This is a genomic window from Bacillus methanolicus MGA3, assembly GCF_000724485.1.
Lineage (GTDB): Bacteria > Bacillota > Bacilli > Bacillales > Cytobacillaceae > Bacillus_Z > Bacillus_Z methanolicus_A.
The window spans coordinates 894,725-919,166 of sequence record NZ_CP007739.1; the positions used below are offsets into that span (position 1 = coordinate 894,725).

Here is a 24,442-nt window from a genome sequence, read left to right on the forward strand (position 1 = left end):
TGAGAAAATGGAAAAAATACTAGAAGTTAAAAATTTAGAAGTCTCATTCCAAACTTATGGAGGAGAAGTGAAAGCTGTTCGCGGAGTCAGTTTTGACCTTCATAAGGGCGAGACTCTTGCAATCGTTGGCGAATCAGGGTCAGGAAAAAGTGTAACATCGCAAACGATTATGAAATTAATTCCGATGCCACCTGGCAAAATTACAGGCGGGCAAATTTTGTTTAATGGTGAAGATCTTGTTCATAAAACAGATAAACAAATGGAAAAAATTCGCGGAAAAGAAATCAGCATGATTTTCCAAGATCCTATGACATCGTTGAATCCAACAATGAAAGTCGGTCGTCAGATTATGGAAGTTCTCATCAAACATCAAAATATGCCGACTGCCCAAGCGAAAGAACGTGCAATTGAATTGCTTCGTTTAGTTGGTATTCCAATGCCGGAAAAACGCGTTAACCAATATCCGCATGAATTTTCCGGTGGAATGAGACAACGTGCGATGATTGCGATTGCACTTGCAGCAAATCCTAAGCTGTTAATTGCTGACGAACCAACAACCGCACTTGATGTTACCATTCAAGCGCAAATTTTAGAGCTCATGAAAGACCTTCAGCAAAAAATGGGCACATCGATTATATTTATTACCCATGATCTTGGTGTTGTAGCCAATATGGCTGATCGTGTAGCCGTTATGTATGCAGGCCAAATTGTCGAAATGGGTACTGTTGATGAGATTTTTTATGATCCGCGCCATCCATATACATGGGGCTTGCTTGCATCAATGCCAAGTCTTGAAAATGATGATAAGGCAGAGCTTGCTGCTATTCCGGGAACACCTCCTGATTTAACAAACCCTCCTAAAGGAGACGCTTTCGCAGCAAGGAATAAGTATGCACTGGCGATCGATTACGAAGAAGAACCGCCATTATTCCAAATTTCAGAAACTCATTTTGCAAAAACATGGCTTCTTCATCCGGATGCACCTAAAGTTGAACCGCCTGAAGCAGTTAAGAAGCGTATGCGCAAGATATCCTCCGCTTTTGAAAAGCCGATATTAGTGAAGGAGGGTAAGTAATATGCCTGAAAAACTTCTTGAGATTAAAAATCTAAAACAATATTTTAATGTTGGAAAACCAAATATGGTAAAAGCGGTTGATGGAGTCACCTTTGATATTTATAAAGGTGAAACTCTTGGCCTTGTTGGCGAATCAGGCTGTGGCAAGTCAACAACTGGCCGGACTATAATACGACTTTATGATGCTACAGACGGAGAAGTCCTTTTTAAAGGTGAAAATGTACACGGAAAAAAATCAAAGAAAGAATTGAAAAAATTTAACCGCAAAATGCAAATGATTTTTCAGGATCCGTATGCTTCCTTGAATCCAAGGATGACGGTTGCGGATATCATTGCTGAAGGCATTGACATCCATGGTCTTGCAAAAAACAAACAAGAGCGGATGCAAAGAGTTTATGAATTGCTTGAAACAGTTGGTTTAAACAAAGAACATGCAAACCGCTATCCGCATGAATTTTCGGGAGGACAAAGGCAGCGTATTGGAATTGCACGTGCTCTTGCTGTGGAACCGGAATTTATTATTGCAGATGAGCCGATTTCTGCGCTGGACGTTTCAATTCAAGCACAGGTTGTTAACTTGTTGAAAAAGCTTCAGCGTGAAAAAGGATTAACATACTTATTTATTGCCCACGATCTGTCTATGGTAAAATATATAAGTGATCGCATTGGTGTTATGTACTTTGGAAAGTTAGTGGAACTTGCACCGGCAGATGACCTTTATAAAAATCCGATGCACCCATACACGAAGTCACTATTATCTGCGATCCCTCTTCCAGATCCGGAAACTGAAAGAACGCGCAGAAGAATACCATATGATCCAAGAGTGCATAATTATGCTGAAGGTGAACAGCTCGAAATGCGCGAAATAAGTCCGGGCCATTTTGTTTACTGCTCTGAAAAAGAATTTGCGCAATATAAAGAACAAATCAAAAAATAAAGAAATAGGTAATAAGAAACGATCTCATATTTGAGATCGTTTCCTTTTGCATAAATTTCTTGGCAGGTTTAGCTAAATCCTTTCAAACAGCAGATAAAACGACCCCAAATCATTATGATCTTTTTGAAATAGAAATACACTATACTCTTTTATACGTTAATGTATTTACGTTTGCATTAATCATACAACAATTTGATAAAAAATACTATTATAAATTTTCACTCTTTTTATTTTAGATGAATACGAGTTGTATTAATAACAACAAACAAAAAATGGCTGACCCATAAGTGCCAGGCTCCCGTATGCAGTTACTAAACATGTCAATATTTAGCAACTAGGGGTTGCTGGCATCTGGTTTGAGTCAGCCCTGTTTATGCACCTTCTTAGTTGTTAATGGTTTTGAACTACTTAAATTAGCCTTTTTTTCCTCCAACGGTTTTCCAACCGTTTTGTACTCTTAAAGACTGATCTACAAATTCGGACTTACGTTTGACGCCAAAAAGTTTTTCACCGATTCCATTTGTGAATACGCCCATTATTGCCGTAATCCCGATGACAAGTAAAGCGAACATTGTAAAATCTGTTAGGAATCCAACCATTATAAACCTCCATTTTCATTATCGCAATTTAGGTTGTTTGGAATAAAGAAAATTTTTGTTACTAATATTTTAATAGAAATTTGGATGCATTAAAAGAGTGGGATCTGCATGAAATTCTAATAATACCCAGTATTGGAAATTTGAAACCTAATTTTCATTTTCAAGAACTAATTGAGAAATAAGTTTAGAATTAAAATATCTGGGTAGTAAATGATTAAGCCTGTTTTTATTTTAATTCTCCAGAAATGTACAAAATTTTTTTTAATTGGACGAATAATAATAAAAAAAGTAAATATAAGCAGTAAATATGAAACTTTTTAATGAGTTTTTCGTCTTATAGTATGGTTTACATAAAAATAAAAAAACCCTGCATAAGACTTATATCATTTTTATAAAAAAAGATACAAATCGTACAGCCTGTGGTGTATAATAAACGATATAAATTACTTCATTAAAGTAATTTTAATTTTTAATCAGTTTTAATTAACTTCCAGTATTTTGCTTTAACCTAGATTGTTTAGTATATATATTATTTTAAAGGGAGTGTGATTTGGAGATGGTCACATTATACACTTCACCAAGTTGTACATCATGCAGAAAAGCCAAACAATGGCTTGAAGAACACGATATACCTTATAGAGAAAGAAATATTTTCGCTGAACCTTTATCAATCGAAGAAATTAAAGAAATCCTTCGAATGACTGAAGATGGAACAGATGAAATAATTTCGACTAGGTCAAAGACGTTCCAAAAACTTGATGTTAATTTAGATACAATGCCATTACAGGAATTGTTTGAGCTGATAAAGAATAACCCAGGCTTGTTAAGACGCCCGATCATTATGGATGAAAAACGCTTGCAAGTGGGCTACAATGAGGATGAAATCCGCAGATTTCTTCCACGAAAGGTACGCACTTACCAGCTTCGTGAAGCACAGCGCCTTGTAAATTAATAGATAAGCCTTCATTTTCAATTTCATGAAAATGAAGGTTTTTTATTTATACAGATTATTATTGAATACAGCATATATTTTTGGTAATATATAATAATATATTTTCATCTGCAATAGTTAAATGACTAATTTTATTTATACAACTACATTTTGTTTCCCTTATTGCACTTTTTATCATAAAATAGGAGTACAAGGTACTATTTTTCTAGTGCTAACTATTTCTAAAGTGATTAGCTTTTGGGATTAGGATTATAAAGAAAAGAACAACATGTCTGTATGGGGGTATTTAGTCCCTTCAATCTATTTATCGGAAGGGAGAGTTTTTAAATGGAAATTGAACGAATAAATGAGAATACAGTTAAGTTTTATATCTCTTATGTTGATATAGAAGAAAGAGGCTTTGATCGAGAAGAGATTTGGTATAATCGAGAGCGGAGCGAGGAACTTTTTTGGGAAATGATGGAGGAAATTCATCAGGAAGAAGATTTCGCAGTGGAAGGCCCGCTTTGGATTCAAGTTCAAGCGCTTGAAAAAGGACTTGAAATCCTTGTCACGAAAGCTCAGCTATCGAAAGACGGACAAAAATTTGAATTACCGATACCTGATGAAAAATTTAGGGATCAGCCTGTTGATGAGCGAATTGAAGATCTCCTTGATCAACATTTTCATCCAAAGATTGAAGAAGTTAACGATGGAATAGACGATGGCAACCTTGATTTTCTGCTTACGTTTACTGATTTTGAGGACTTAATTTCTCTCTCTCGTAATACCGAACTTGATTCTTTGGAAACAAAACTCTTTTCATTCGAAGGGAAATATTATTTATATATTGAATTTCCTGAAGAAGAGTATGAAGAAGATGAGATAGATAATGTTCTAAGTTTTCTTTTGGAATTTGGAACAGAGGCATATACAACAATTCACCGTGTTGAAGAGTATGGAAAACAGATTATCACTCATGATGTATTCCGTACAATCAGACAATATTTTACTTAAAATTTTACCGATTTCGGCAATGAAATCGGTATTTTTTCATGAATATTTTGATTTATTTTTGCAGAAAAATGGCGGTGAGTAATGTTGAAAAATACGGTAAGAATCATAATATATTTCATTATTTTAAGCGGTGTATATTATTTCTTCCAAGAAAAAATTTCTGGGGGACTATTAGGTTACTTAAGTATATTGATTACTCTCTCTGTCATTTTTATCGGATTTGTTATTTTCCTGGAAAACCGCCATCCAACCCAAACGCTTACATGGCTGGTTGTACTTGGCAGTTTTCCTTTAGTCGGATTTATATTTTATTTACTATTTGGGCAGAACTATCGCAAAGAAAGAATGTTCCGCAAAAAATATTTTCTTGATAAACAGGCCTTTCTTCAAATTGAAGGGGAAACAGACCCGAAAAGCGAAGAAAAGATTAAACAAATGGGTGATCACCAGAAAAGGCTCTTTCGGTTGGCGCAAAAACTTGGAAATAGTCCTATTTCATTTGCAACTGCAACAAAAGTATTAACGAACGGGCATGAAACTTTTGACCATATTCTAAAAGCGCTCGATCAGGCGACACATCATATTCATCTTGAATATTATATTGTCCGTCATGATGATATTGGTCAGAAAATTAAGAATATCCTGATACGTAAAGCAAAAGAAGGAGTTAAGGTCCGATTTTTATATGACGCTGTAGGATCGTGGCAGCTTTCGAAAAAATACATAAAAGAATTAAGAAACGCCGGTGTTGAAATGGTTGCATTCGGACCTGTTAAGCTTCCATTTTTAAATAGTAAATTTAATTTCCGAAACCACCGGAAGATCATTGTCATTGACGGTACGATCGGTTTTGTAGGTGGATTGAATATCGGAGACGAATACTTAGGGCGTGATGAGAATTTTGGTTTTTGGCGCGATACACATTTAATGGTCGAGGGTGAAGCTGTCAGGTCACTGCAGCTAATTTTCTTGCAGGATTGGTACTATATGACCAATCACAGCTTTTTGACTGCTGAGTATTTGTCGCCTCAACTGAAGGAAAATATTCATGGGGGTGTTCAGCTGATTGCCGGGGGACCGGATAATGAATGGAGTGTTTTGAAAAATATTTTCTTTTCAATGATTACATCAGCTAAAGAATCTGTATGGATTGCTTCACCATATTTTATCCCGGATGAAGATATTTTCTCTGCTATTAAAATTACAGCCTTAAGCGGCCTTGATGTTCGATTGCTTGTTCCGAAAAAGCCAGATAAACGAATTGTATTTCATGCGTCGCGTTCTTATTTTCCTGAGCTTCTTGAAGCTGGAGTAAAAATTTATCAATATGAAAAAGGATTTATGCACAGTAAAATTATTATTGTCGACCATGAGCTTGCTTCAATTGGAACGTCTAATATGGACATGCGCAGTTTTCATTTGAATTTTGAAGTAAATGCATTTTTGTATAGGACTCGAAGCACTCAAGCATTGGTGAGGGAGTACTTAAATGATTTAGAACACTCGACGCAGATTGACCCAGAAACATTTAATAAACGCCATATAGGATATCGCCTCTTAGAATCGACATCAAGGCTTTTGTCGCCTTTACTTTAAAGAAAGGGCTGGCTCAAGTGCAAAGGGTCAGACCCTTCTTTTTTTGAAGGATTTTCTAAATAAATAGCGAACTCCTTCATATGAAAGGAGGTTTTTTAATTGCTTACAGCAAGGAGAAAAAACGGCGAGTTATTTTCTTTGGGAGATTTCCAGAATCGAGAATTGCTCCGCAAGCATTATAAAAAGGAGGAATTTTATTGCCCGGTATGCCGCCAAAAGGTAATTTTAAAAATTGGGTCCAAAAAGATCGCTCATTTTGCACATCAAAAGGAACAGTCCTGCAGTTGGGATCATTATGAACGAGAATCCGATTACCACTTAGCAGGCAAGCTGAAGTTATATGAGTGGTTAAAAAAGGAAGGGGCAAAACCAGCTCTTGAGCCATTTCTGCCTGAAATAAGGCAAAGACCTGATATTTTGTTTCTTCATGACAATAAAAAATACGTGATTGAATTTCAATGTTCGGTTATTCCGGAGGAAATTATCAGAAAACGAACGGAAAGCTACATTGTTAATGGCTTCATTCCTATATGGATAATAGGAGAAAATCAACTAAATCGCAAAGGCAAAAATTCTGCCTCTATCTCAAGCTTTCATTATCTTTTCTTACGAAAAATGGGTCGTACTACGTTCATTCCGTTTTTTTGCCCCAATACTTGCCAATTCATATTTCTTCACTCAATTATTCCACTATCCATAAGGAATGCGATCGTATCAATGTCTTTAACTCCTCTCGCATCTTCCTCTCTAAATGACCTTATTTATCCAAGATTGAAAAACAATTTTTCATGTATTGATTGGAGAAAAGGAATCGAAAATTTTAAGCGGCAGCTCGTCAGGGGATCGAGAGCTTACTCTAATCCGTTTCTTAAAGAGATCTATAAGCATTATTTAAATATCTCACTTTTTCCTCCGTGTATCGGACTTCCTGTCTTTCATAGTCCTTATATCGAAACTTCTCCAATCATTTGGCAAGGCTATATTTGGATTGATATTTTTAAAAACTGCCGATCCGGTGATATGATCACGTTTGATCAAGTTTATTCATCTTTTGTCTCCAGGGTAAAAAGAAAGCACATAAAAGTTCGTGATTTTCCATTAATTGAAAAGGGACATCCTTCTTTTGCTGTTTGGGAGTATTTATCTTTGCTTTCAAAAACAGGAGTATTAACAAAAACAAGTCAAAAATCATACCGTGTTTCCACAATGTCCATGCCTGAAAATTCATTTCAAAAAACAAATCTGGAGGAAAGCTTTTATCAACAATATAGCAAAATCATTGAACAAAACCTTTGATTTTTGTATGTTTGGGACTATAGAACATACAATAGGGAGTGGATAAATCACTCATTATTTAGGAAGGATTTTTCAGGCGAAGGTTGAATTTATTTCATTATTCGAAAAGTTGAACGGAGGATGGTTATGTCAAATAATAAAGCAGTGAAAAAATTGCCAGCTAGAAATGAAATTCCAGTTGAAGAAACTTGGAGGCTAGAGGATATTTTTGCAACTGATGATGAATGGGAAAAAGAATTTGAAGAAGTAAAGAAGTTAATTCCTGGTATTAATCGTTATAAAGGGAAGCTCGGAGAAAATGCAGATGAGTTATATAATGCGCTAACATTTCAGGACCAACTATTAGAACGCCTTGGAAAACTGTATACATACGCGCATATGCGTTATGACCAAGATACAACCAATTCTTTTTACCAAGGAATGGATGACAGAATAAAAAACCTTTATTCACAAGCAGCGAGCGCTCTTGCTTTTATTGTTCCTGAAATATTGTCAATTGAAGAACAAAAGGTTGCCGCCTTCTTAGAAGAAAAAGAAGAATTGAGGTTGTATAAACACGCATTAGAAGAAATCAATTTACAAAGGCCTCATGTCCTTTCTGCCGAGCAGGAGGCACTTTTGGCAGAAGCAGCTGAGGTCATGAATGCATCAAGCAATACATTCGGAATGTTAAATAATGCAGATCTTGTGTTTCCGAGCATTAAAGATGAGAACGGAGAAGAAGTAGAAGTAACTCATGGACGGTACATCCGATTCCTTGAAAGCAGCGACCGCAGGGTTCGAAAAGATGCATTTATGGCAGTTTACAGCACTTATGGGAAGTACCGGAATACATTTGCCAGCACTTTAAGCGGTACGGTGAAAAAGGATAATTTTAACGCACGAGTTCGTAAATACAACTCGGCCCGCCATGCTGCATTGGCAGCAAATAACATTCCAGAAAGTGTATACGATAATCTTGTAAATACAATAAATGATAATCTTCATTTATTGCACCGTTACGTCAAGCTGCGAAAAAAAGTTCTTGGTTTAGATAAACTTCATATGTATGATTTATACACTCCACTTGTTAAAGACGTGAAAATGGAAATTACTTATGAAGAGGCAAAGGAGATCATTGTAAAGGGCCTGGCCCCGTTGGGAGAAGATTACGTAAATGTGCTAAAAGAAGGTTTTGAGAACCGCTGGGTTGACGTACGTGAAAATAAGGGCAAGCGAAGCGGGGCCTACTCTTCAGGAGCATATGGAACAAATCCATATATCTTAATGAATTGGCAGGACAATGTAAATAATTTATTTACACTAGCCCACGAATTTGGCCATTCTGTTCACAGTTACTTTACACGCAAAAATCAGCCTTACCCTTATGGCAACTATTCAATATTTGTCGCTGAGGTTGCTTCAACATGCAATGAAGCACTGTTGAATGATTATCTTTTAAAAACAATTGATGATGAGAAAAAACGTCTTTATTTGCTGAATCATTATTTGGAAGGGTTCAGAGGAACGGTGTTTCGCCAAACGATGTTTGCAGAATTTGAACATCTCATTCATCAAAAAGCACAAAATCATGAGCCATTGACAGCTGATACGTTAACGAAAGAATATTATGAACTAAATAAGAAATATTTTGGTTTGGAAGATATTGAAATTGATGAAGAAATTGGACTCGAGTGGGCCAGAATACCTCATTTTTATTACAATTATTATGTGTACCAATATGCAACCGGCTTCAGTGCTGCAACAGCATTAAGCAAACAAATTCTTGAAGAAGGCGAGCCGGCGGTAAGCCGTTATATTGAATTTTTAAAAGCTGGCAGTTCCGATTATCCGATTGAGGTGCTCAAAAAAGCAGGAGTTGATATGACGAGTCCAAAACCGATTGAAGAAGCATGTAAAGTTTTTGAAGAAAAATTAAATGAAATGGAAAGTTTGCTTTCATAATATGAAAAAAAGGTCTGACTCTGTTGGCGGGAGTCAGACCTTTATAAATCAGCATCTAAAAACCTCTAAACCGATTGCGGTTGTTTATATAATATACGAAAAAAAATAAGGAGAAAAACAAAATCGGTCCGGTAAAAAAGACGGAAATAAGCTTCATTAAACCAAATAGATGAAGAACAAAAGAGAAAAGGATAAACAAGATCATTAAAATCAAAATAAGATTTTGCAATATCGTTCCCCTCCCGCAACGGCGAATATTCGGGTTCAAAGTGTGGATTAGTGATTATTGCGACGAAAAATCGACTTATAACTGCCAAATAAGAATTTCAAACCACCGAACATGAACTTTTCTATAACAACATTGTATGCCCATGTCCAATTAATCATGCAGTGATTTTGACAATATTGTGAAATAAAACACAAACTTATTGTCATGATCATTTTTTTCATGATATATTACAGATGTGAAGTTGATCACAAGCAAACAAATACCCCTTTGTTTGACCGTGAAAAATTTCTCCCATCCCCTTTGTTCGTATTATATAAAGAAAAAGACCATGCAGCGAGGCCGCTGAATGGTCTTTTTCTTATTCTTCTTCTTTATATCTCCAAAATGTTCCGTGTTTTGCAGGGATTTGTTCAACTTTCTGCTTTAATAAAAGCTTCTTCATTTCCTTCTCAACTTCATTGATCGATAAGTTATATACGACTGCCACTTCCTTTGAAGCGACAAGCTTAAAATGCTTTAGAAAAACTTCTAAAGAAGGAGGTTCAGCTCGTTCCGGCTTTTCTTGCAGCATTTCTTCAAGAATTTGTACGTAAATTTCATAAGGATAACAACCCGTTATTTTGATTCCTTCTTCTTCGATGCGCTGATTGAAAAAAACAAGAGCAGGAATTTCATTAATCTCCATTTCTGAAGTGATTTTTAAATCACACTGAAAAGCCTTAGCTGCACTGTTCGAATGAATATCTGCTAAAAATTCTTCAACATCAAGACCGACGCTTTTGGCACATTCCTTTAGCACAGCAACATCGGAAACATTTTGCTTTTCTAAAAATATTATTTCCTGAATTTTTCGCAAAAAGCGGATGCCGGCTCTTCTACCTTGAAGCTCAGCAGCTTTAATTGCCATTGATGCAAGATATGGGGAAGAAATCGGGTTTTCAAGCCATAGGCTGCCGTCACAGGACATTCCTGAGCGACTTGCAGTCTTTTCCCAAAGCTCAGCTACCGATTCGTAATTTTTCTTACTTCCTAAATTCAAGGAAGTTAGTCGGACGCTTAAAATATGTTTTATTGAAAAATAGCGGCCATACTCAATTTGGAGCTTTTTTATTACGGGTTCTAAAGCCCAGCATTTTGGACAAAGCGGGTCCACGAACATATAGAGTTCGATCGGTTTATTCTCTATTCCGTGGCAATGATGTGAGGAAGCCCTGTTATTGTATGTTTGCTTTTGTTCTCTCACTTACTTTCACCTTGAACTTCATTTTTATCTGGTGTGTTAATCATGTGCTGGGCAGTTAATACAAGCCTTGAGAAAAAATCTTTTCTAATTTCTCCCTCCAGACCAACTTCATCCATTGCTTCATTCATACATGCAAGCCATGCTTTTGCACGGGCAGGGGTGATTTCAAATGGCTGATGGCGGGCCCTGAGCATTGGGTGTCCATGTTCATTTGTGTATAAAGGAGGGCCGCCCAAATATTGAGTTAGAAACTGCTCTTGTTTTCTGGCAGTTTCAGTTAGGCTTCTGGAAAAATCGGAGTGAGATCCGGATGCTGTCCAACACGGCGATAAAACGCCACAACAAGCCGGTGAAGCGTTTCTTTGCCGATGGCATCGAATGGTGGATGCATTCTCTCGACCATAATAACGACTCCTTTAACTTATGTTTTATTTGGCAAGCTTCATTCGCCAGGGCCTCGAGATCATAAGATCGCTCTTTGCGGAAATAATCATTTTTTGTTCTTGTGTTTTTCTTTATTGTATCAGCCGGAAATTCTTATCTCAAACAAATAGCCTTGCACCTTCATTATGTCCAATTTCAAGGACAATCCCGCTTGTTATGAGTAACAAAGCGGGATTGTCGATTAACAAATATTAAGCATAGAATAAGCTGGTAACTTTTTTTACATAATTTTGTGTTTCTTTAAAAGGAGGGATTCCTCTATATTTATCAACGTTTCCTGGTCCGGCGTTATAGGCTGCTAATGTAAGCTCAATATTTCCGTTATATTTGTCAAACAGTTTCTTTAAATACTTGCTTCCAGCGAGAATGTTTTCTTCAGGATCAAAAATGTTTTGAACACCTAATTCCCGTGCAGTTTCAGGCATAAGCTGCATAAGTCCTGAAGCACCTGCACGACTGACAGCATTTGGATTGAAATTCGATTCCTGCTTAATAACTGCTTTAATAAGCTTGGCCGGAAGCTCGTAGATGCTTGCTGCCTTTTCGATCAGGCTGTCATAATTGGTTTTGCAGCCTGACAATTTTGTTAGCTGGATTGGCGGCAGATTAGGACCATTGAACACGGGAACGGCTGAATCTGCCGTTTGTGCCGATGCCGACAATCCTTTTTGTGGATTTGAAAGTGATGAAAGTTCTTCTTCCTCAATAAAATCAGTTAACAGCTCTTGAAATAGTGAAGAATTATTTGAAGTTTGCAAAGGCTGGTTGAAATACTGAAGAGCTTGTAATTCAAGCATTGCTTTTAACATTTCCACATTCATCAAACAAGTTCTCCTTACGAAATTATAAGTTGTTTTTTGCTTTGAAAAACCGTTTTATTTTGTTTTCAGTATTTCGTAACGGAATATTCAGTTCATTGAGCAAATCCATAAAAATTTTTTGACCTTCTTCTCTATTAGTTACCTCATATTCTATCTCAAAATCTTCCTTATTTAAATAGTAACTGTGGTCAAAAACAAGCAAACCTCCTTTATATTTTTGTTCTGCTCTTAAGGTTGTTAAAGAGCCAAGGTATTCTAAATCTGAAAGGTTTATGTTTAAATTCTGTAGTATTGTCCTAATTTTCCCTTCAGGAAATGTTAGGTGACGAAGCATTTTTTCTGCTTCATAGGAATTGATTTTCTGATTCGTTTCAAGCAGCCCTCCATCTACAGGCTGCTTTAATGTCAATTCAAAAAAGCCGTTTTTTTCTCTTATCCGCAAAGCCGAACCCAGTTCCTTTAATGAAAATAGATCAGTATCAAAATAATGATTGATTTGTTTGGAAAAATTTGTGCTTTTTATATGAAAAACTTTCTGAATACGTTGAAATTCGTCTTTCGTAAGCAGGTTTTTAAATTCAATTTCAATTTGCTGAGACAATTTTGTTCTCTCCTCACGATTTCATTCACTATTATAATATCAAAAAATCAGGAAAATAATTGCTTTAATGTTTCAATTTTGGGAGAAATGAATTCTATATGATAAAATAGGAAAGAGCATGGAGGTTGATGATAACATGAAACAAAAAATTCATATTCAAAGTGCGCAAATAAAGGAAAATCAATTACTTCTGGAGACAGAATCGCCCATTTCTGATTTAAAAGCTGTCGGCCAGATCCTAGTTGATTCTGATAATTTTTCTTTTATTTATCTAACAGAAAATAAGGATGATTATACATATATTGTACTTTCTGAGTCATGCTGGGCACAATTAAGGGAGGCGCTTGATACTGAGATTCCTGCTTATTTAGTCGGCCAAGGTGAAACACTTGAATTAATAAATTTTCATAATGAGTTAAGGTACTTGATCGAAAATATAAAGGGGAATAGTAACTACGGAGAGGAAATGGTTGAAAAAGTGGAAAACACTTTTTAAATTTGTTCAAAAAACATCCGTTCACAATGTTTAATGATTTACGATAACCGGATGAGGTGATTTTATTAGTGAAGCATTGGGATTTGTTTTTAGCACCATACAAACAAGCTGTGGAAGAACTTAAGGTAAAACTTAAAGGTATGAGAAGCCAATTTGAACTGCATTCGACTCACTCGCCAATTGAATTTGTTACGGGAAGAGTGAAACCTATTGCCAGTATTTTAGATAAAGCAAACCAAAAAGGCATTCCTCTTGACAGATTAGAAGAAATGCAGGATATTGCCGGTCTGCGCATGATGTGCCAGTTTGTTGACGATATTATGCGGGTTGTCGAGCTTTTAAGAAACAGAAATGATTTTGAGATTGTTGAAGAGAGAGATTATATTTCACATAAAAAAGCAAGCGGATACAGATCTTATCATGTCGTGATCCGTTATCCTGTTCAAACAATAGAAGGAGAAAAGAAAATCTTAGCGGAAATTCAAATTCGGACACTTGCGATGAATTTCTGGGCAACCATTGAACATTCTCTGAATTATAAATATAAAGGACAATTTCCTGAAGATATACGGATTCGATTGCAAAGAGCAGCCGAAGCGGCTTTTCTCCTTGATGAGGAAATGTCGCAAATTAGGGGAGAAATCCAAGAAGCCCAGGCATTTTTTACACGGAAGAAAGAATTGCAGCAAGATGGAGACATGTAACGTTATTCCGCTTTGATTATTAATAAAAAGAGGAGTTTTTGTTCAATGAAATTTGCGTTTACGACTAAAGGGGATCCAAAATCGAACACTCTTATGCATAAAATGAGATCTCAATTATTGGAATTTGATCTTATTTACGATGAAGATCAGCCGGATATTGTTATTTCTGTCGGAGGAGACGGTACATTATTATATGCTTTTCACCGGTACAGCAGCCGTCTTGACAAAACTGCGTTTGTCGGTGTTCATACGGGGCACCTTGGTTTCTATGCTGACTGGGTGCCTGATGAAATCGAAAAGCTAGTGATTGCCATTGCGAAAACTCCTTATCAAGTGATTGAGTATCCTCTATTAGAAGTCATTATCCGCTACCAGCACGGAGGAAAAGAAACACGATATTTGGCATTAAATGAATCCACTGTTAGAGCTGTTGAAGGCACACTTGTCATGGATGTTGAAATCCGCGGAGATCATTTTGAACGGTTTCGCGGTGATGGGCTTTGCATTTCCACACCGTCAGGAAGTACAGCATATAATAAGGCGCTGGGAGGGGCCATTCTTCATCCTTCTATCTCAGCAATTCAGGTAACGGAAATGGCGTCGATCAACAATCGGATTTTTAGGACAGTCGGTTCTCCGCTCATATTGCCTTCCCACCATACATGTATGCTGAAGCCGGTCAATGAACCGGATTTCCAAATTACCATTGACCATTTGACGCTTCTTCATAAAGATGTTAAGTCAATCCAATATAGAGTGGCTGATGAGAAAATCCGGTTTGCGCGATTCAGGCCTTTTCCTTTTTGGAAAAGGGTACGCGATTCATTTATATCAGATAAAAATTAATTGAAAACAGGGCTGATTTATGAGAACAAACTGTTTTACTCTTACTTGGAAAATCGACAGTAATGAAGAAGGGATCTTAGTCAGAGAGTTTTTAAAGGAGCAGAATATTTCGAAAACAGCTTTAACTGATATTAAATTTCATGGCGGAAAAATAATCGTTAATGAAAAAGAAGTTACCGTACGTTATAAACTTTCGGAAGGAGATATTTTAAAAGTTATTTTTCCGGAAGAGAAGCCAAGTGAAGGGGTTGCTGGGGAAGAAATTCCTCTGGAAATCCTTTACGAGGATGAGTACCTGCTTGTTATCAATAAGCCTTCCGGCATGAACACCATACCTTCTCGGGAACACCCTTCAGGTAGTCTGGCGAACGCTTTAGTCGGATATTATAACAAAATAGGTCTTATATCGACTTCTCATATTGTAACCCGTCTTGACCGGGATACATCCGGTATTGTTTTGGTTGCAAAATACCGCCATATTCACCACCTGTTCAGCAAACAACAAAAGAGCGGGCTCGTAAAAAGAACATATGAAGCGTTTGCAGAAGGTTTTTTTATGCAACGCCAGGGAAAAATTGAAGAACCGATTGCAAGAAAATCAAACAGTATTATTGAAAGAGAAGTAAATCCTAACGGGCAATATGCTTGTACATACTACAAAGTGATCAAGGAATATTCATCTTTTTCGCATGTTCAATTGCAGCTGGAAACAGGTCGGACCCACCAAATCCGCGTCCATCTTTCATATCTTGGACATCCGCTTCTTGGCGATAATCTCTACGGAGGAGACACATCAATAATGAAAAGGCAGGCATTACATTGCTGTAAGCTAGTTTTCTTTCATCCGTTTCAAAAAAAAGACATGGAATTTCGTTCTGAGATGCCGGAGGACATGAGAAAATTGTTATTAAAGAGTGAAAAGGGGCTATCCGGAAGATGAAAACCATTCATCTACCGGGACAGCCTCTTTTTCTATTTCAAACACTTAATTAAAACTCCTGAATTTTTCCGCTATATAAGGCATTGATGATGGAACAGATACAATTTCCATCTCCGGATACCTTAGCGCGGAAAGCTTACCGCCAAACACAGCACCAGTGTCAATATTATACGTTTTGTTTATGACCCTTACTTCCTTAACAGGGGTATGGCCATAGACAATATACGCTTTACCGTTATATGATTTTGCCCAATCTCTTCGAACAGGCGTTCCGTCAGGATTCGTCTGCCCGGTTATATCACCATACAATACAAATGTCTTAACTTTTGAATTGTTTTTTCCAATTAAATCTTCCCTGATTCCGGCATGGGCGATCACTAATTTTCCATTATCAAGTACCTGATAAAGTGGAGCATTTTCATATAAGTCGATAAATTTTTTTCTGATGTTTTTTTGTTCAAGTGATGATAATGAATTGTATTCAGCAACAGTTGTTTCCAGACCGTGCGTAATTTGTACTTTATTTCCTAAAAAAAAGCGGTAAAGTTTATTGCAGTGATTTCCTGGAACATAAAAAGACAGTTTTCTCTTTAAAGCTAATTCCCACACGGTTTCGACCACTCTTAAACTTTCTGGGCCGCGATCCGTTAAATCACCAACAAATGCAAGTTTTCTATCGCTTTTATGCAAAGGAACCCCTTCTGACCAATCATATCCGAGTTTCTTTGTTAAATGAACGAATTCATTAAAACAGCCATGAATGTCACCAATTATATCAAGTTTCATATTCGAGCACCCTTCCTTGCATTTTTTCGCTTGTTTAAAAAAATGAATCTTTATTAAAAATACTCTTTTTTAAGGGATTTACACAAATTGTTATCTTCAATATTAGTGAGGTAGTGAAAATACTTTAGAGGAATTCTTTTCATTTTGCGAAAAATGTATTAAGATTAGTACTAGGTATTAATAACATGTAATAAATAGGAGGATATAATTAATGACTCTTTCTTTAGCTGGAAAAACAATTGTAGTAATGGGAGTAGCTAATAAACGCAGTATTGCTTGGGGGATTGCTCGTTCCCTTCATAATGCCGGTGCCCGCTTAATATTTACATATGCAGGAGAAAGATTAGAAAAGAGTGTTCGCGAACTCGTAGAAACATTAGAAGGTGCTGAATCACTTATTTTACCATGTGACGTCACAAGCGATGAAGATGTAGCAAAATGCTTTGCAGAAATCAAAGAAAAAGTTGGAACGATTCATGGTGTTGCACACTGCATTGCTTTTGCTAATAAAGAAGAGCTTCAAGGCGAATATTTGAATACAACAAGAGAAGGTTTCTTGCTTGCCCACAATATTAGCTCATATTCTTTAACAGCTGTTGCAAAAGAAGCAAGAGGATTAATGACAGAGGGGGGGAGCATTGTCACTTTAACTTATTTAGGCGGTGAGCGTGTTATTCAAAACTACAATGTAATGGGTGTTGCAAAAGCATCTTTAGATGCAAGTGTACGATATTTAGCTGCTGATTTAGGAAAAGACGGGATTCGTGTGAATTCGATTTCAGCAGGTCCAATCAGAACTTTGTCTGCAAAAGGAATCAGCGACTTCAATTCCATTTTGAAAGAAATTGAGGAAAAGGCTCCGCTCAGAAGAACAACGACACAGGAAGAAATCGGAGATGCAGCTCTCTTCTTATTTAGCGAACTCTCCCGCGGAATAACTGGCGAAAATATTCATGTTGATTCAGGCTATCACATTCTTGGATAATCTCTAAAATGAGGCCCGCTTCAGATTGAAGCGGGCTGATTTTTTTGAGAAAAACTGAGTATTTGTTTTTTTAATTGGCTCATAAATCTTAAAAAGTGGCTTATAAAAAGTGAAAAGTGGCTTATAAATCTTAAAAAGTGGCTCATAAAAATTGAAAAGTGGCTTATAAAATTTAATAAGTGGATTATAAATCTTAAAATTCGCTCATAAAAAACGAAAATTGGCTCATAAAACTTTAAAACTAGTTCATAAATGCATAAAGTTCGGCGAATAAAACTGTTCAAAATTTCATGGAAACGAATAATCAACCTACAATCATTCATTACATACATATAATGATGTATCACCATTTCTTTAGGAAGGGGGATATGGATGGAGAAAAAGGATTCAAGCAGGCCATTATTATATCAATTCCAGCTCAAATTTCATATGCAGGAAACATTTCACAAAACATTAGAGGACGAAATAGAATCCGCCGAAGAAAAAAGAGGCGAGGATGCCGAAACGGCCTTGAACGAAGAATATTTTTCAGCAAACTTGAATACGGATGAAGTTGTGCAAAAGCTTAGAAAAATGCTAGGAGACAAGTTTAATGAAGAGGTAAAGCAGGTTCTATTGACGCCATGGTTTGAAAATGTTGAAAGTATGGAGACATCAAACAACAGAACAGAAAATAAAGAAGAGTCCCAATTAGAGGAACAACCAGTTGAGGAGGTGTGAAGAATGGTTTTAGAAGTGACTATTTGGAACGTTATTATGATGGGGTTAGCTTCTTTTCGCCTCACAAGACTGATTGTGTTTGATCAAATCACGTTTTTTTTCAGAAAACCTTTCTTTGAAGAGATTACGGAAGTCAATCCAAACGGAGAGGAGGAAGTTTATTTAGCGCCAAAACAGCATGGCTTCAAAAAATGGATGGGAGAATTATTAAGCTGCTATTGGTGTACTGGGATCTGGGTAAGCATGTTCGTTATACTTCTTTATTTTCTTGCACCCTTTTATGGAGAAATAGTTATTTTAGTTATGGCTGTTTCGGCAATTGGATCAATTATTGAAGTCTTCATAAGCAAACTTTTAGGCAATTAAAATATTGGAATTAATGGAAAATTTTATAAATTATTTCTGCGCGCAAAACTTCGTATTGCAGTTGCGGCAAAAGAAAACTCATTAACTAACTGTCTCAATTCTTTCAGAGACAGTTTTTTATTGGAGAAATGAAGACGATCAACAATAATTTACCTTCATAAAAAAAACAATCATGCAAACAATAAGAAGCGCAAGTGATAACACAAATTTCATTTCTTACATAGGAAGGGAAACGAATGAAGAGAAGACGAATAGTTACGTTTTTCATGCTAATAATGATTACGATTGTATGTTTATTTGGGGCTGGATGCGAGGGTAATGAAGTGGGAAAAAAGAGCAGTCTGGCTCTTATAAAGACAACCAATCCATCTCCGCAAGTGATTGGAAGCAAACAAAAGGATAAAGACGTTGCAGAAAAAGTAAAAAAAGATGTTATGTCATATAAAGAAATTTATGATGTAGCTGTTGTGAAAGGGAAAAAAGATATTCTCGTTGTATACAAAGTGAAGCATTTGCATCGATTCAGAATGAAAAAAATTGAAAAAAACATTAACAAGATTCTTGAGAAGAAATATTCAGACGAAAATTTTACAGTTTCAAGCGATTATAAAATTTTTCTTGAAGCTGTTCAATTAAAGGAAAAAATGAAGGATCCGGACTATTCAGAGAAGGATGCCGAAAAGAGGCTAAAACGAATTATCAGCTTAAAGAAAGAATTAACATAGGAAGGGGATAAGTGAATGGGGAACAAGAAAATGCAAAAAATGACACCTCAGCAACAGCAGTACCAGCAGCTTGAACAAAAACATGAGCTGAAGCGTCCTGTGCTGAAAAATTGTATAAAAGCGTTTTTTGTCGGCGGCATTATTTGTGCAATTGGCCAAGCAATTACTTATTTTTATATTTACTTTTTCAATTTTACAGAACAAACGGCAGGAAATCCAACTACTGCTACATTGATATTCCTTTCTATGCTGCTAACAGGATTTGGCGTCTATGATAGACTCGGGCAATTCGGAGGAGCAGGAAGTGCTGTACCGGTAACAGGATTTGGAAATGCCGTTATTTCAGCTGCCATCGAACATCGGACAGAAGGTTTTGTTTTTGGAGTAGGCGGAAATATGTTTAAATTGGCTGGCTCGGTTATTCTTTTCGGAGTGTTTGCTGCTTTTCTAGTTGCTTTAATAAAAACATTATTAATGATGTGGGGGGCTTTATAATGCTTGCGGGAAAACAATCGTGGGTATTTTCAAATCGGCCTGCAATCGCGTCGACAGGTGTGTCCGGGGGCCCATTTGAAGCAAACGGCAAGCTTGCTGAAGATTTTGATATCCTCCATGAAGACTTGTGGATGGGAAAAGATTCTTACGAAAAGGCGCACAGCGTTTTGCTAGAAGAGGCAATCGAAACAGCGCTGAAAAAGAAAAACTTAGAGAAAGATAAAATTCATTTTTTGCTCGCAGGCGATCTTATTAATCAAATTACCCCATCAAGTTTTGCAGCGAGAACAATGCAAATCCCGTATTTAGGGATGTTTGGTGCTTGTTCCACTTCCATGGAAGGATTGGCTTTAGCTTCATTTATTGTCAATTACGGAGGAGCAGAATATGTGATTACCGGAGCCTCCAGCCATAACGCTGCGGTGGAAAAGCAATTTCGCTATCCGACAGAATATGGCGGCCAAAAGCCTCCGACCGCTCAATGGACGGTCACTGGAGCAGGTGTAGGGCTAATAACTGCTAATTCTAATCAACAGGAACCTGTACCGGTCACGACATCAGCGACAATTGGCAAGGTGATTGACATGGGGTTAACAGACCCTTTTAATATGGGCGGCGCGATGGCTCCTGCAGCAGCCGATACAATTATTGCCCATTTTAAAGATTTGCAGCTTGATCCTTCTTATTATGATTTGATTGCAACTGGAGACCTTGGCAAAATCGGGCAGGGAACTGCGTATGAATTATTGGCGAAAAGCGGTTTGGAAATAAAGAAAGAACAGTTTCAAGATTGCGGTTTAATGATTTATAAAGATGATCAGCCAGTCCAGTCTGGAGGAAGCGGAGCCGGCTGTTCGGCGACCGTTTTATATGGGCATTTATACAACCAAATGAAAAGCGGAAAATTCAAACGAATCCTTCTTGTAGCAACGGGCGCGTTATTGTCACCATTGTCATTTCAGCAAAAAGAATCAATTCCATGTATTGCTCATGCAGTCTCAATTGAAATGCAAGTATAAAGGAGGGAGTTTACAATGCTTGCGATGTTTTTTTGGGCATTTGTAGTAGGAGGTTTGATTTGTGTTTTTGGACAGTTGTTATTTGATGTCGCGAAATTAACTCCAGGTCATACATTGAGTTTGCTTGTTGTGATTGGAGCTATTTTGGATGGTCTTGGCTTGTATGAGCCATTGGTTGATTTTGCAGGAGCTGGCGCGACCGTGCCTATAACAAGCTTCGGAAATTCTTTAGTCCACGGGGCTCTTCAGGAAGCAGAACAGCACGGCATAGTCGGGGTGCTTACGGGCATGTTCGAAGTAACAAGTTCAGGAATCTCAGCTGCAATTGTTTTCGGTTTTATTGGAGCTCTTTTGTTTAAGCCAAAAGGGTAAAGAACAGTCAGAACAGACAGGTAATCATAAAGAGATTTTTGTTATGCATGGATGTATTCAAGAGAGGTTCAAGCGTAATGTAAATATAAAATGATTATATCCTGTTTGCAAAAGTATTTTTTTTAGGGGGAAAAGCGCCGTTCTTTGAAAAATAAAATGAAGATTAAGCAAATGACCTTCTTGACATTTTGAAAGCTGCCGAAATTTCCTATTCAGCCGCCTATACACATTATAGTTGTCTCACATATGTTAATAAAGACTAAAATCAAAGTGAGGTGACAGACATGGGTTTTTACGGCTACGGTGGCGGATGCGGATGCGGCGGATACGGCTACAGAGGTTATGGCTACGGCGGTGGTTATGGCTCCACGTTCGTGTTAATCGTCGTATTATTCATTTTGTTAATTATTGTAGGAACTAGCTTTTACGGATAAAGAAAAAGATGCCGTCTCAAAAAGAGGCGGCATTCTTATTTTTAATAAAAAACACACCTTTTCTGCCTCCATTCATACTATAAAAGTAGTAAAAAGGAAGCGTGGTGTTTCATAATGGATAATGGATTTTTTAAAAATGTTGAAAAGAAAACCGGCGTAAACATGAAAGATATTTTGGATTTAGCAAATTCTTTGCAAAACGCAAACTTTAATGACGAAAAAACGATAAGAGGCGTTATCCGAAGAGTTTCCCAAATTGCAAAAAAACCTGTTTCGAAGGAAATGGAAGAAAAAATAGTTCAATCAATAATTAAAGATGGCAAAAAACTTGATTTTAACTCCATATCAAAAATGATTAATGACAAGAAGTAACAGAACCTTACGGGTCAGCCTTTTTCTGATTTATCGTGTAAATCGGAAAGTGGCTCACCCCTATTACATAGTTTAACAAACACTGAAAAAGGGGATAGAAAAATATCAGATGGTATAGAAAAAAATGGCATGTTAATAAAGAGGGGTGATGGATCATGGGATATATTTTTCCATCAGGTTATGATCAATATCATCAATATGCAGTGCGTGAACTAGGAAATAAGAACCGGTCTTTTCGATTTTTGCCGGTTGCAAGGATAAACAGAGAAGGAAACGGATTAATTCCATTCCAGGCTCTCAATGCGGATAAACGAATTTTTGCAGAAAAGGAAATTGCTTCAGGAAATAAGTATACGATCAGCAGAAAAACGATTGAAAAGACGTACGCCGAAGTAACAGGGATAGGAAAACATTTTTGCGAAATATTTTAACCAAATGAGAAGGGAAGGGAGTATTAATGACGTAATGAAATGAAAAAACCCAGCCAAAAAGTCTTTCATTTGGCTAGGTCGGATTACCGTTTTTTCATTGTGAATTTTTTTTGGAAAACTTCATAAAGATTTTTTCATTGTTCTGTGCGGAATTCCCGCATCCAAAAATTCGTCGGAAATTACTTCATAGTTTAAGCGCGTATAAAAAGGGATGGCGTGCGTTTGCGCATTTAATTTTAAGGTTGTAAAACCCTTTTCTTTTGCAAAGGATTCGATTTTTTCCATAATCGCCTTTCCGGCCCCACTTTTCCGGTATTCTTTTAATACACAAATCCGTTCTACTTTTCCATAACCGTCCAATTCACGAAAACGCCCGGCACCAATCGGCTGCCCATTTTCATAAGCAACAAAGTGGGTTGATGATGATTCGAATTGATCAATTTCTTCTTCTTCAGAAACATTTTGTTCGTCAATAAAAACCTTTTTGCGAACAGAAAATGCATCCATAAGCTCTTCATCTGTTTCAACAACTTTTACGTGCACGTCTTAATTTTCCTTTCCTAGGCGAAATGTTTCATAAACAGTCCATGAACCATTTTCAAGTTGATACAAAAGGTGAAAACGGTCAACCGTCTCCTCATGATCGACTGATTGCATTCTCAATGAGCCATAAACATCAGAATACTCGTCATTTGATAATTCTTGGCCGATTGTAATATGCGGCACAAAAGAATACTCCGGTTTTTCATTAATAAACTCAGTGTGAAGATCATTGTATAAATTTTCAAGCTCTTTTGTTTTCTCTACTTTTAAATAAATGACATTGTTTACTGGATAAAAAGAACTGATCTTTAATACCCGCAAACGAAAAGGGCTGTTTTTTTCAGCAATTTTACTTAGCCTTTGAGACATTTCTTTCGCTTGTTCTTCCGTTGCTTCAAAGGCGCTTTTTAATGTCAAATGTGGAGGAATCAGAGCATAGTGCGGATCATACCGTTTGCGATACGAGTTAGCGAAATCTTGAAGTTTTTTTGACGGGAAAATAGCAATACCGAATTTCATACCAATACCTCCAATTTTAGGATCTATGCAAACAAGATTTTTAACTAAAAATACAAACAGCCACCTAATAAGAGAAAATTAAAATATAAATGATATTATAACAAATTTTTGGAATATCTACAGATATTATACTCATCCTTTTATGAAAAAGCACACGATAACTGTATTAAAAATTAGGTAATAATAGGTCAAACATTGCTTTTGCGCTATTTAAAATACTATTCAAGTGATCATGATATAAGAAATGCGGATTTATATAAAACGAAGAGAACCCGCCTTTTAAAAAAGAGCCGGGTTTATTTAAATACTTTTAGCTTCTAGTCTTCGTGCAATAATTGAAAGTGTGTAGTTAACTAAAAAGTACATGAATGCCACCAAAAGAAAGATTGGAATGATGTATGAAGTTTTTTGGCCGTTAATAATTTGTGCATTATGGGTGAGTTCCGGAAGTGCGATAATGACGGCAAGTGATGTGTCTTTTAACAGCGAAATAAACTGGCTGACAATTGGCGGTACCATTCTTCGAAGCGCTTGAGGCATAATAATGTACATAAGTGTCTGGAAATAGGTAAGCCCTGATGAACGGGCCGCCTCTATTTGCCCCTTATCGATCGAATTTAAACCGCTTCGAATAATTTCCGATAGCATGGCTGATTCGAAAATTGTTAAAGCTGTTATTGCGGATACAGTGATGCTAAGTATAATACCAATGTCCTGTAATGCAAAATATGTAAAGAAAATAATCAATAGGAGCGGCAAATTTCTGATTGTTTCAACGATTACGGCGAGTAATTTAGAAACAACAGGTATTTTCGCATATCTTAACGTTCCTATCAATCCTCCGATTAGAAAACTTAAGATGATTGAAAAAAAGGCTACTTTGAGCGTCACATAAAAGCCTTCAAGCAGAAATTTTAGATGGTCGGGTGAGTATGCACCAATAAAATCCATTCCGT

Annotated in this window: 29 protein-coding genes and 1 pseudogene; 21 read left to right on the top strand and 9 right to left on the bottom strand. The window is 36.7% G+C overall.

Translation table 11 applies throughout. From position 1 onward, the window contains the following. Nucleotides 1-7 precede the first annotated feature (7 nt). Nucleotides 8-1,075, top strand: a complete 1,068-nt coding sequence (locus BMMGA3_RS04445) for an ABC transporter ATP-binding protein (RefSeq protein ID WP_004433606.1) — start codon at nt 8-10, stop codon at nt 1,073-1,075. Nucleotide 1,076: 1 nt separating this feature from the next. Further along, nucleotides 1,077-2,012: an ABC transporter ATP-binding protein gene (locus BMMGA3_RS04450; protein ID WP_004433607.1), complete on the top strand. Its 936-nt coding sequence runs from the start codon at nt 1,077-1,079 to the stop codon at nt 2,010-2,012. Nucleotides 2,013-2,425: 413 nt separating this feature from the next. Here the strand turns inward: BMMGA3_RS04450 and BMMGA3_RS04455 are convergent, their stop codons facing one another. Beyond that, nucleotides 2,426-2,611: a hypothetical protein gene (locus BMMGA3_RS04455; RefSeq protein ID WP_004433608.1), complete on the bottom strand. Its 186-nt coding sequence runs from the start codon at nt 2,609-2,611 to the stop codon at nt 2,426-2,428. A gap of 556 nt (nt 2,612-3,167) precedes the next feature. On the opposite strand from BMMGA3_RS04455, the gene spxA reads away from it, so the two are divergent. The 5 genes from spxA to pepF all read left to right on the top strand — a co-directional run bounded on the left by spxA (nt 3,168) and on the right by pepF (nt 9,395). Further along, nucleotides 3,168-3,563, top strand: coding sequence for a transcriptional regulator SpxA (gene spxA, locus BMMGA3_RS04460; RefSeq protein WP_004433609.1), 396 nt, complete (start codon nt 3,168-3,170; stop codon nt 3,561-3,563). Between the two features lie 327 nt (nt 3,564-3,890). Beyond that, nucleotides 3,891-4,559 carry an adaptor protein MecA gene (gene mecA / locus BMMGA3_RS04465; protein WP_004433611.1) on the top strand — a complete coding sequence of 223 codons (669 nt, stop codon included), beginning with the start codon at nt 3,891-3,893 and terminating at the stop codon, nt 4,557-4,559. 84 nt (nt 4,560-4,643) lie between these two features. Next, on the top strand, nt 4,644-6,155 hold the full coding sequence (gene cls, locus BMMGA3_RS04470) for a cardiolipin synthase (RefSeq protein ID WP_004433613.1): 1,512 nt from the start codon (nt 4,644-4,646) through the stop codon (nt 6,153-6,155). 99 nt (nt 6,156-6,254) lie between these two features. Next, entirely contained in the window at nt 6,255-7,451 is a 1,197-nt protein-coding gene (locus BMMGA3_RS04475; RefSeq protein ID WP_004433615.1) for a competence protein CoiA, read from the top strand. A gap of 126 nt (nt 7,452-7,577) precedes the next feature. Beyond that, a complete protein-coding gene (gene pepF / locus BMMGA3_RS04480) occupies nt 7,578-9,395 on the top strand; it encodes an oligoendopeptidase F (protein ID WP_004433617.1) in 1,818 nt (605 codons plus the stop codon). Nucleotides 9,396-9,982: 587 nt separating this feature from the next. Here pepF and BMMGA3_RS04490 read toward each other — a convergent pair. The 4 genes and pseudogenes from BMMGA3_RS04490 to BMMGA3_RS04505 all read right to left on the bottom strand — a co-directional run bounded on the left by BMMGA3_RS04490 (nt 9,983) and on the right by BMMGA3_RS04505 (nt 12,733). Continuing rightward, nucleotides 9,983-10,867 carry a ClpXP adapter SpxH family protein gene (locus BMMGA3_RS04490; protein WP_004433620.1) on the bottom strand — a complete coding sequence of 295 codons (885 nt, stop codon included), beginning with the start codon at nt 10,865-10,867 and terminating at the stop codon, nt 9,983-9,985. After that, nucleotides 10,864-11,270 (bottom strand): annotated as a pseudogene (locus tag BMMGA3_RS04495) (globin). Before BMMGA3_RS04495 ends, BMMGA3_RS04490 begins: the two are co-directional and overlap by 4 nt. A gap of 232 nt (nt 11,271-11,502) precedes the next feature. Continuing rightward, the gene (locus tag BMMGA3_RS04500) at nt 11,503-12,132 is read right to left on the bottom strand and encodes a lytic transglycosylase domain-containing protein (RefSeq protein WP_004433624.1); all 630 of its coding nucleotides are present in this window, start codon (nt 12,130-12,132) and stop codon (nt 11,503-11,505) included. A 22-nt stretch (nt 12,133-12,154) separates the two neighbouring features. Beyond that, nucleotides 12,155-12,733, bottom strand: coding sequence for a CYTH domain-containing protein (locus BMMGA3_RS04505; RefSeq protein ID WP_004433626.1), 579 nt, complete (start codon nt 12,731-12,733; stop codon nt 12,155-12,157). A 136-nt stretch (nt 12,734-12,869) separates the two neighbouring features. Between BMMGA3_RS04505 and BMMGA3_RS04510 the strand changes: the two genes are divergently transcribed. From BMMGA3_RS04510 to BMMGA3_RS04525, 4 genes are all read left to right on the top strand, one after another. Next, on the top strand, nt 12,870-13,229 hold the full coding sequence (locus BMMGA3_RS04510; protein ID WP_004433628.1) for a UPF0738 family protein: 360 nt from the start codon (nt 12,870-12,872) through the stop codon (nt 13,227-13,229). Nucleotides 13,230-13,297: 68 nt separating this feature from the next. Continuing rightward, on the top strand, nt 13,298-13,933 hold the full coding sequence (locus tag BMMGA3_RS04515) for a GTP diphosphokinase (protein WP_004433630.1): 636 nt from the start codon (nt 13,298-13,300) through the stop codon (nt 13,931-13,933). Between the two features lie 45 nt (nt 13,934-13,978). After that, nucleotides 13,979-14,779: an NAD kinase gene (locus BMMGA3_RS04520; protein WP_004433632.1), complete on the top strand. Its 801-nt coding sequence runs from the start codon at nt 13,979-13,981 to the stop codon at nt 14,777-14,779. A 19-nt stretch (nt 14,780-14,798) separates the two neighbouring features. Then, on the top strand, nt 14,799-15,719 hold the full coding sequence (locus BMMGA3_RS04525) for an RluA family pseudouridine synthase (RefSeq protein WP_004433634.1): 921 nt from the start codon (nt 14,799-14,801) through the stop codon (nt 15,717-15,719). A gap of 45 nt (nt 15,720-15,764) precedes the next feature. Here the strand turns inward: BMMGA3_RS04525 and prpE are convergent, their stop codons facing one another. Then, nucleotides 15,765-16,505, bottom strand: a complete 741-nt coding sequence (gene prpE / locus BMMGA3_RS04530; RefSeq protein WP_004433637.1) for a bis(5'-nucleosyl)-tetraphosphatase PrpE — start codon at nt 16,503-16,505, stop codon at nt 15,765-15,767. Between the two features lie 211 nt (nt 16,506-16,716). On the opposite strand from prpE, the gene fabI reads away from it, so the two are divergent. The 10 genes from fabI to BMMGA3_RS04575 all read left to right on the top strand — a co-directional run bounded on the left by fabI (nt 16,717) and on the right by BMMGA3_RS04575 (nt 22,424). Next, a complete protein-coding gene (fabI, locus tag BMMGA3_RS04535) occupies nt 16,717-17,490 on the top strand; it encodes an enoyl-ACP reductase FabI (protein WP_004433638.1) in 774 nt (257 codons plus the stop codon). Between the two features lie 372 nt (nt 17,491-17,862). Continuing rightward, entirely contained in the window at nt 17,863-18,210 is a 348-nt protein-coding gene (locus BMMGA3_RS04540; RefSeq protein WP_004433640.1) for a hypothetical protein, read from the top strand. A gap of 3 nt (nt 18,211-18,213) precedes the next feature. Next, entirely contained in the window at nt 18,214-18,576 is a 363-nt protein-coding gene (locus tag BMMGA3_RS04545) for a DUF1360 domain-containing protein (protein WP_004433643.1), read from the top strand. 236 nt (nt 18,577-18,812) lie between these two features. Then, complete coding sequence (locus tag BMMGA3_RS04550) at nt 18,813-19,301, top strand: YhcN/YlaJ family sporulation lipoprotein (protein WP_004433644.1); 489 nt, start codon at nt 18,813-18,815, stop codon at nt 19,299-19,301. A gap of 15 nt (nt 19,302-19,316) precedes the next feature. After that, nucleotides 19,317-19,796 carry a stage V sporulation protein AC gene (spoVAC, locus tag BMMGA3_RS04555; protein WP_004433646.1) on the top strand — a complete coding sequence of 160 codons (480 nt, stop codon included), beginning with the start codon at nt 19,317-19,319 and terminating at the stop codon, nt 19,794-19,796. Then, entirely contained in the window at nt 19,796-20,815 is a 1,020-nt protein-coding gene (gene spoVAD / locus BMMGA3_RS04560; protein ID WP_004433648.1) for a stage V sporulation protein AD, read from the top strand. The genes spoVAC and spoVAD overlap by 1 nt, the downstream gene beginning before the upstream one ends. Before the next feature lie 15 nt (nt 20,816-20,830). After that, entirely contained in the window at nt 20,831-21,187 is a 357-nt protein-coding gene (spoVAE, locus tag BMMGA3_RS04565) for a stage V sporulation protein AE (protein ID WP_004433649.1), read from the top strand. Nucleotides 21,188-21,471: 284 nt separating this feature from the next. Continuing rightward, the gene (locus BMMGA3_RS17095; protein ID WP_004433650.1) at nt 21,472-21,621 is read left to right on the top strand and encodes a YjcZ family sporulation protein; all 150 of its coding nucleotides are present in this window, start codon (nt 21,472-21,474) and stop codon (nt 21,619-21,621) included. Nucleotides 21,622-21,735: 114 nt separating this feature from the next. Then, the gene (locus tag BMMGA3_RS04570) at nt 21,736-21,993 is read left to right on the top strand and encodes a sporulation-specific transcription regulator SpoVIF (RefSeq protein WP_004433651.1); all 258 of its coding nucleotides are present in this window, start codon (nt 21,736-21,738) and stop codon (nt 21,991-21,993) included. 155 nt (nt 21,994-22,148) lie between these two features. Beyond that, on the top strand, nt 22,149-22,424 hold the full coding sequence (locus tag BMMGA3_RS04575; RefSeq protein ID WP_004433652.1) for a hypothetical protein: 276 nt from the start codon (nt 22,149-22,151) through the stop codon (nt 22,422-22,424). Nucleotides 22,425-22,544: 120 nt separating this feature from the next. Here the strand turns inward: BMMGA3_RS04575 and BMMGA3_RS04580 are convergent, their stop codons facing one another. From BMMGA3_RS04580 to BMMGA3_RS04590, 3 genes are all read right to left on the bottom strand, one after another. Beyond that, the gene (locus tag BMMGA3_RS04580) at nt 22,545-22,967 is read right to left on the bottom strand and encodes a GNAT family N-acetyltransferase (RefSeq protein WP_004433653.1); all 423 of its coding nucleotides are present in this window, start codon (nt 22,965-22,967) and stop codon (nt 22,545-22,547) included. 3 nt (nt 22,968-22,970) lie between these two features. Then, nucleotides 22,971-23,486 carry a YjcG family protein gene (locus BMMGA3_RS04585; protein ID WP_004433654.1) on the bottom strand — a complete coding sequence of 172 codons (516 nt, stop codon included), beginning with the start codon at nt 23,484-23,486 and terminating at the stop codon, nt 22,971-22,973. A 300-nt stretch (nt 23,487-23,786) separates the two neighbouring features. After that, nucleotides 23,787-24,437: an amino acid ABC transporter permease gene (locus BMMGA3_RS04590; protein WP_004433655.1), complete on the bottom strand. Its 651-nt coding sequence runs from the start codon at nt 24,435-24,437 to the stop codon at nt 23,787-23,789. Nucleotides 24,438-24,442 lie beyond the last annotated feature (5 nt).

Coding starts and splice junctions, on each gene's coding strand:
- BMMGA3_RS04445 (WP_004433606.1), top strand. CDS start 8: ATGGAAAAAATACTAGAAGTTAAAAATTTAGAAGTCTCATTCCAAACT.
- BMMGA3_RS04450 (WP_004433607.1), top strand. CDS start 1,077: ATGCCTGAAAAACTTCTTGAGATTAAAAATCTAAAACAATATTTTAAT.
- BMMGA3_RS04455 (WP_004433608.1), bottom strand. CDS start 2,611: ATGGTTGGATTCCTAACAGATTTTACAATGTTCGCTTTACTTGTCATC.
- spxA (WP_004433609.1), top strand. CDS start 3,168: ATGGTCACATTATACACTTCACCAAGTTGTACATCATGCAGAAAAGCC.
- mecA (WP_004433611.1), top strand. CDS start 3,891: ATGGAAATTGAACGAATAAATGAGAATACAGTTAAGTTTTATATCTCT.
- pepF (WP_004433617.1), top strand. CDS start 7,578: ATGTCAAATAATAAAGCAGTGAAAAAATTGCCAGCTAGAAATGAAATT.
- BMMGA3_RS04500 (WP_004433624.1), bottom strand. CDS start 12,132: ATGAATGTGGAAATGTTAAAAGCAATGCTTGAATTACAAGCTCTTCAG.
- BMMGA3_RS04510 (WP_004433628.1), top strand. CDS start 12,870: ATGAAACAAAAAATTCATATTCAAAGTGCGCAAATAAAGGAAAATCAA.
- BMMGA3_RS04520 (WP_004433632.1), top strand. CDS start 13,979: ATGAAATTTGCGTTTACGACTAAAGGGGATCCAAAATCGAACACTCTT.
- BMMGA3_RS04525 (WP_004433634.1), top strand. CDS start 14,799: ATGAGAACAAACTGTTTTACTCTTACTTGGAAAATCGACAGTAATGAA.
- prpE (WP_004433637.1), bottom strand. CDS start 16,505: ATGAAACTTGATATAATTGGTGACATTCATGGCTGTTTTAATGAATTC.
- fabI (WP_004433638.1), top strand. CDS start 16,717: ATGACTCTTTCTTTAGCTGGAAAAACAATTGTAGTAATGGGAGTAGCT.
- BMMGA3_RS04540 (WP_004433640.1), top strand. CDS start 17,863: ATGGAGAAAAAGGATTCAAGCAGGCCATTATTATATCAATTCCAGCTC.
- BMMGA3_RS04545 (WP_004433643.1), top strand. CDS start 18,214: ATGGTTTTAGAAGTGACTATTTGGAACGTTATTATGATGGGGTTAGCT.
- BMMGA3_RS04550 (WP_004433644.1), top strand. CDS start 18,813: ATGAAGAGAAGACGAATAGTTACGTTTTTCATGCTAATAATGATTACG.
- spoVAC (WP_004433646.1), top strand. CDS start 19,317: ATGGGGAACAAGAAAATGCAAAAAATGACACCTCAGCAACAGCAGTAC.
- spoVAD (WP_004433648.1), top strand. CDS start 19,796: ATGCTTGCGGGAAAACAATCGTGGGTATTTTCAAATCGGCCTGCAATC.
- spoVAE (WP_004433649.1), top strand. CDS start 20,831: ATGCTTGCGATGTTTTTTTGGGCATTTGTAGTAGGAGGTTTGATTTGT.
- BMMGA3_RS17095 (WP_004433650.1), top strand. CDS start 21,472: ATGGGTTTTTACGGCTACGGTGGCGGATGCGGATGCGGCGGATACGGC.
- BMMGA3_RS04570 (WP_004433651.1), top strand. CDS start 21,736: ATGGATAATGGATTTTTTAAAAATGTTGAAAAGAAAACCGGCGTAAAC.
- BMMGA3_RS04575 (WP_004433652.1), top strand. CDS start 22,149: ATGGGATATATTTTTCCATCAGGTTATGATCAATATCATCAATATGCA.
- BMMGA3_RS04585 (WP_004433654.1), bottom strand. CDS start 23,486: ATGAAATTCGGTATTGCTATTTTCCCGTCAAAAAAACTTCAAGATTTC.
- BMMGA3_RS04590 (WP_004433655.1), bottom strand. CDS start 24,437: ATGGATTTTATTGGTGCATACTCACCCGACCATCTAAAATTTCTGCTT.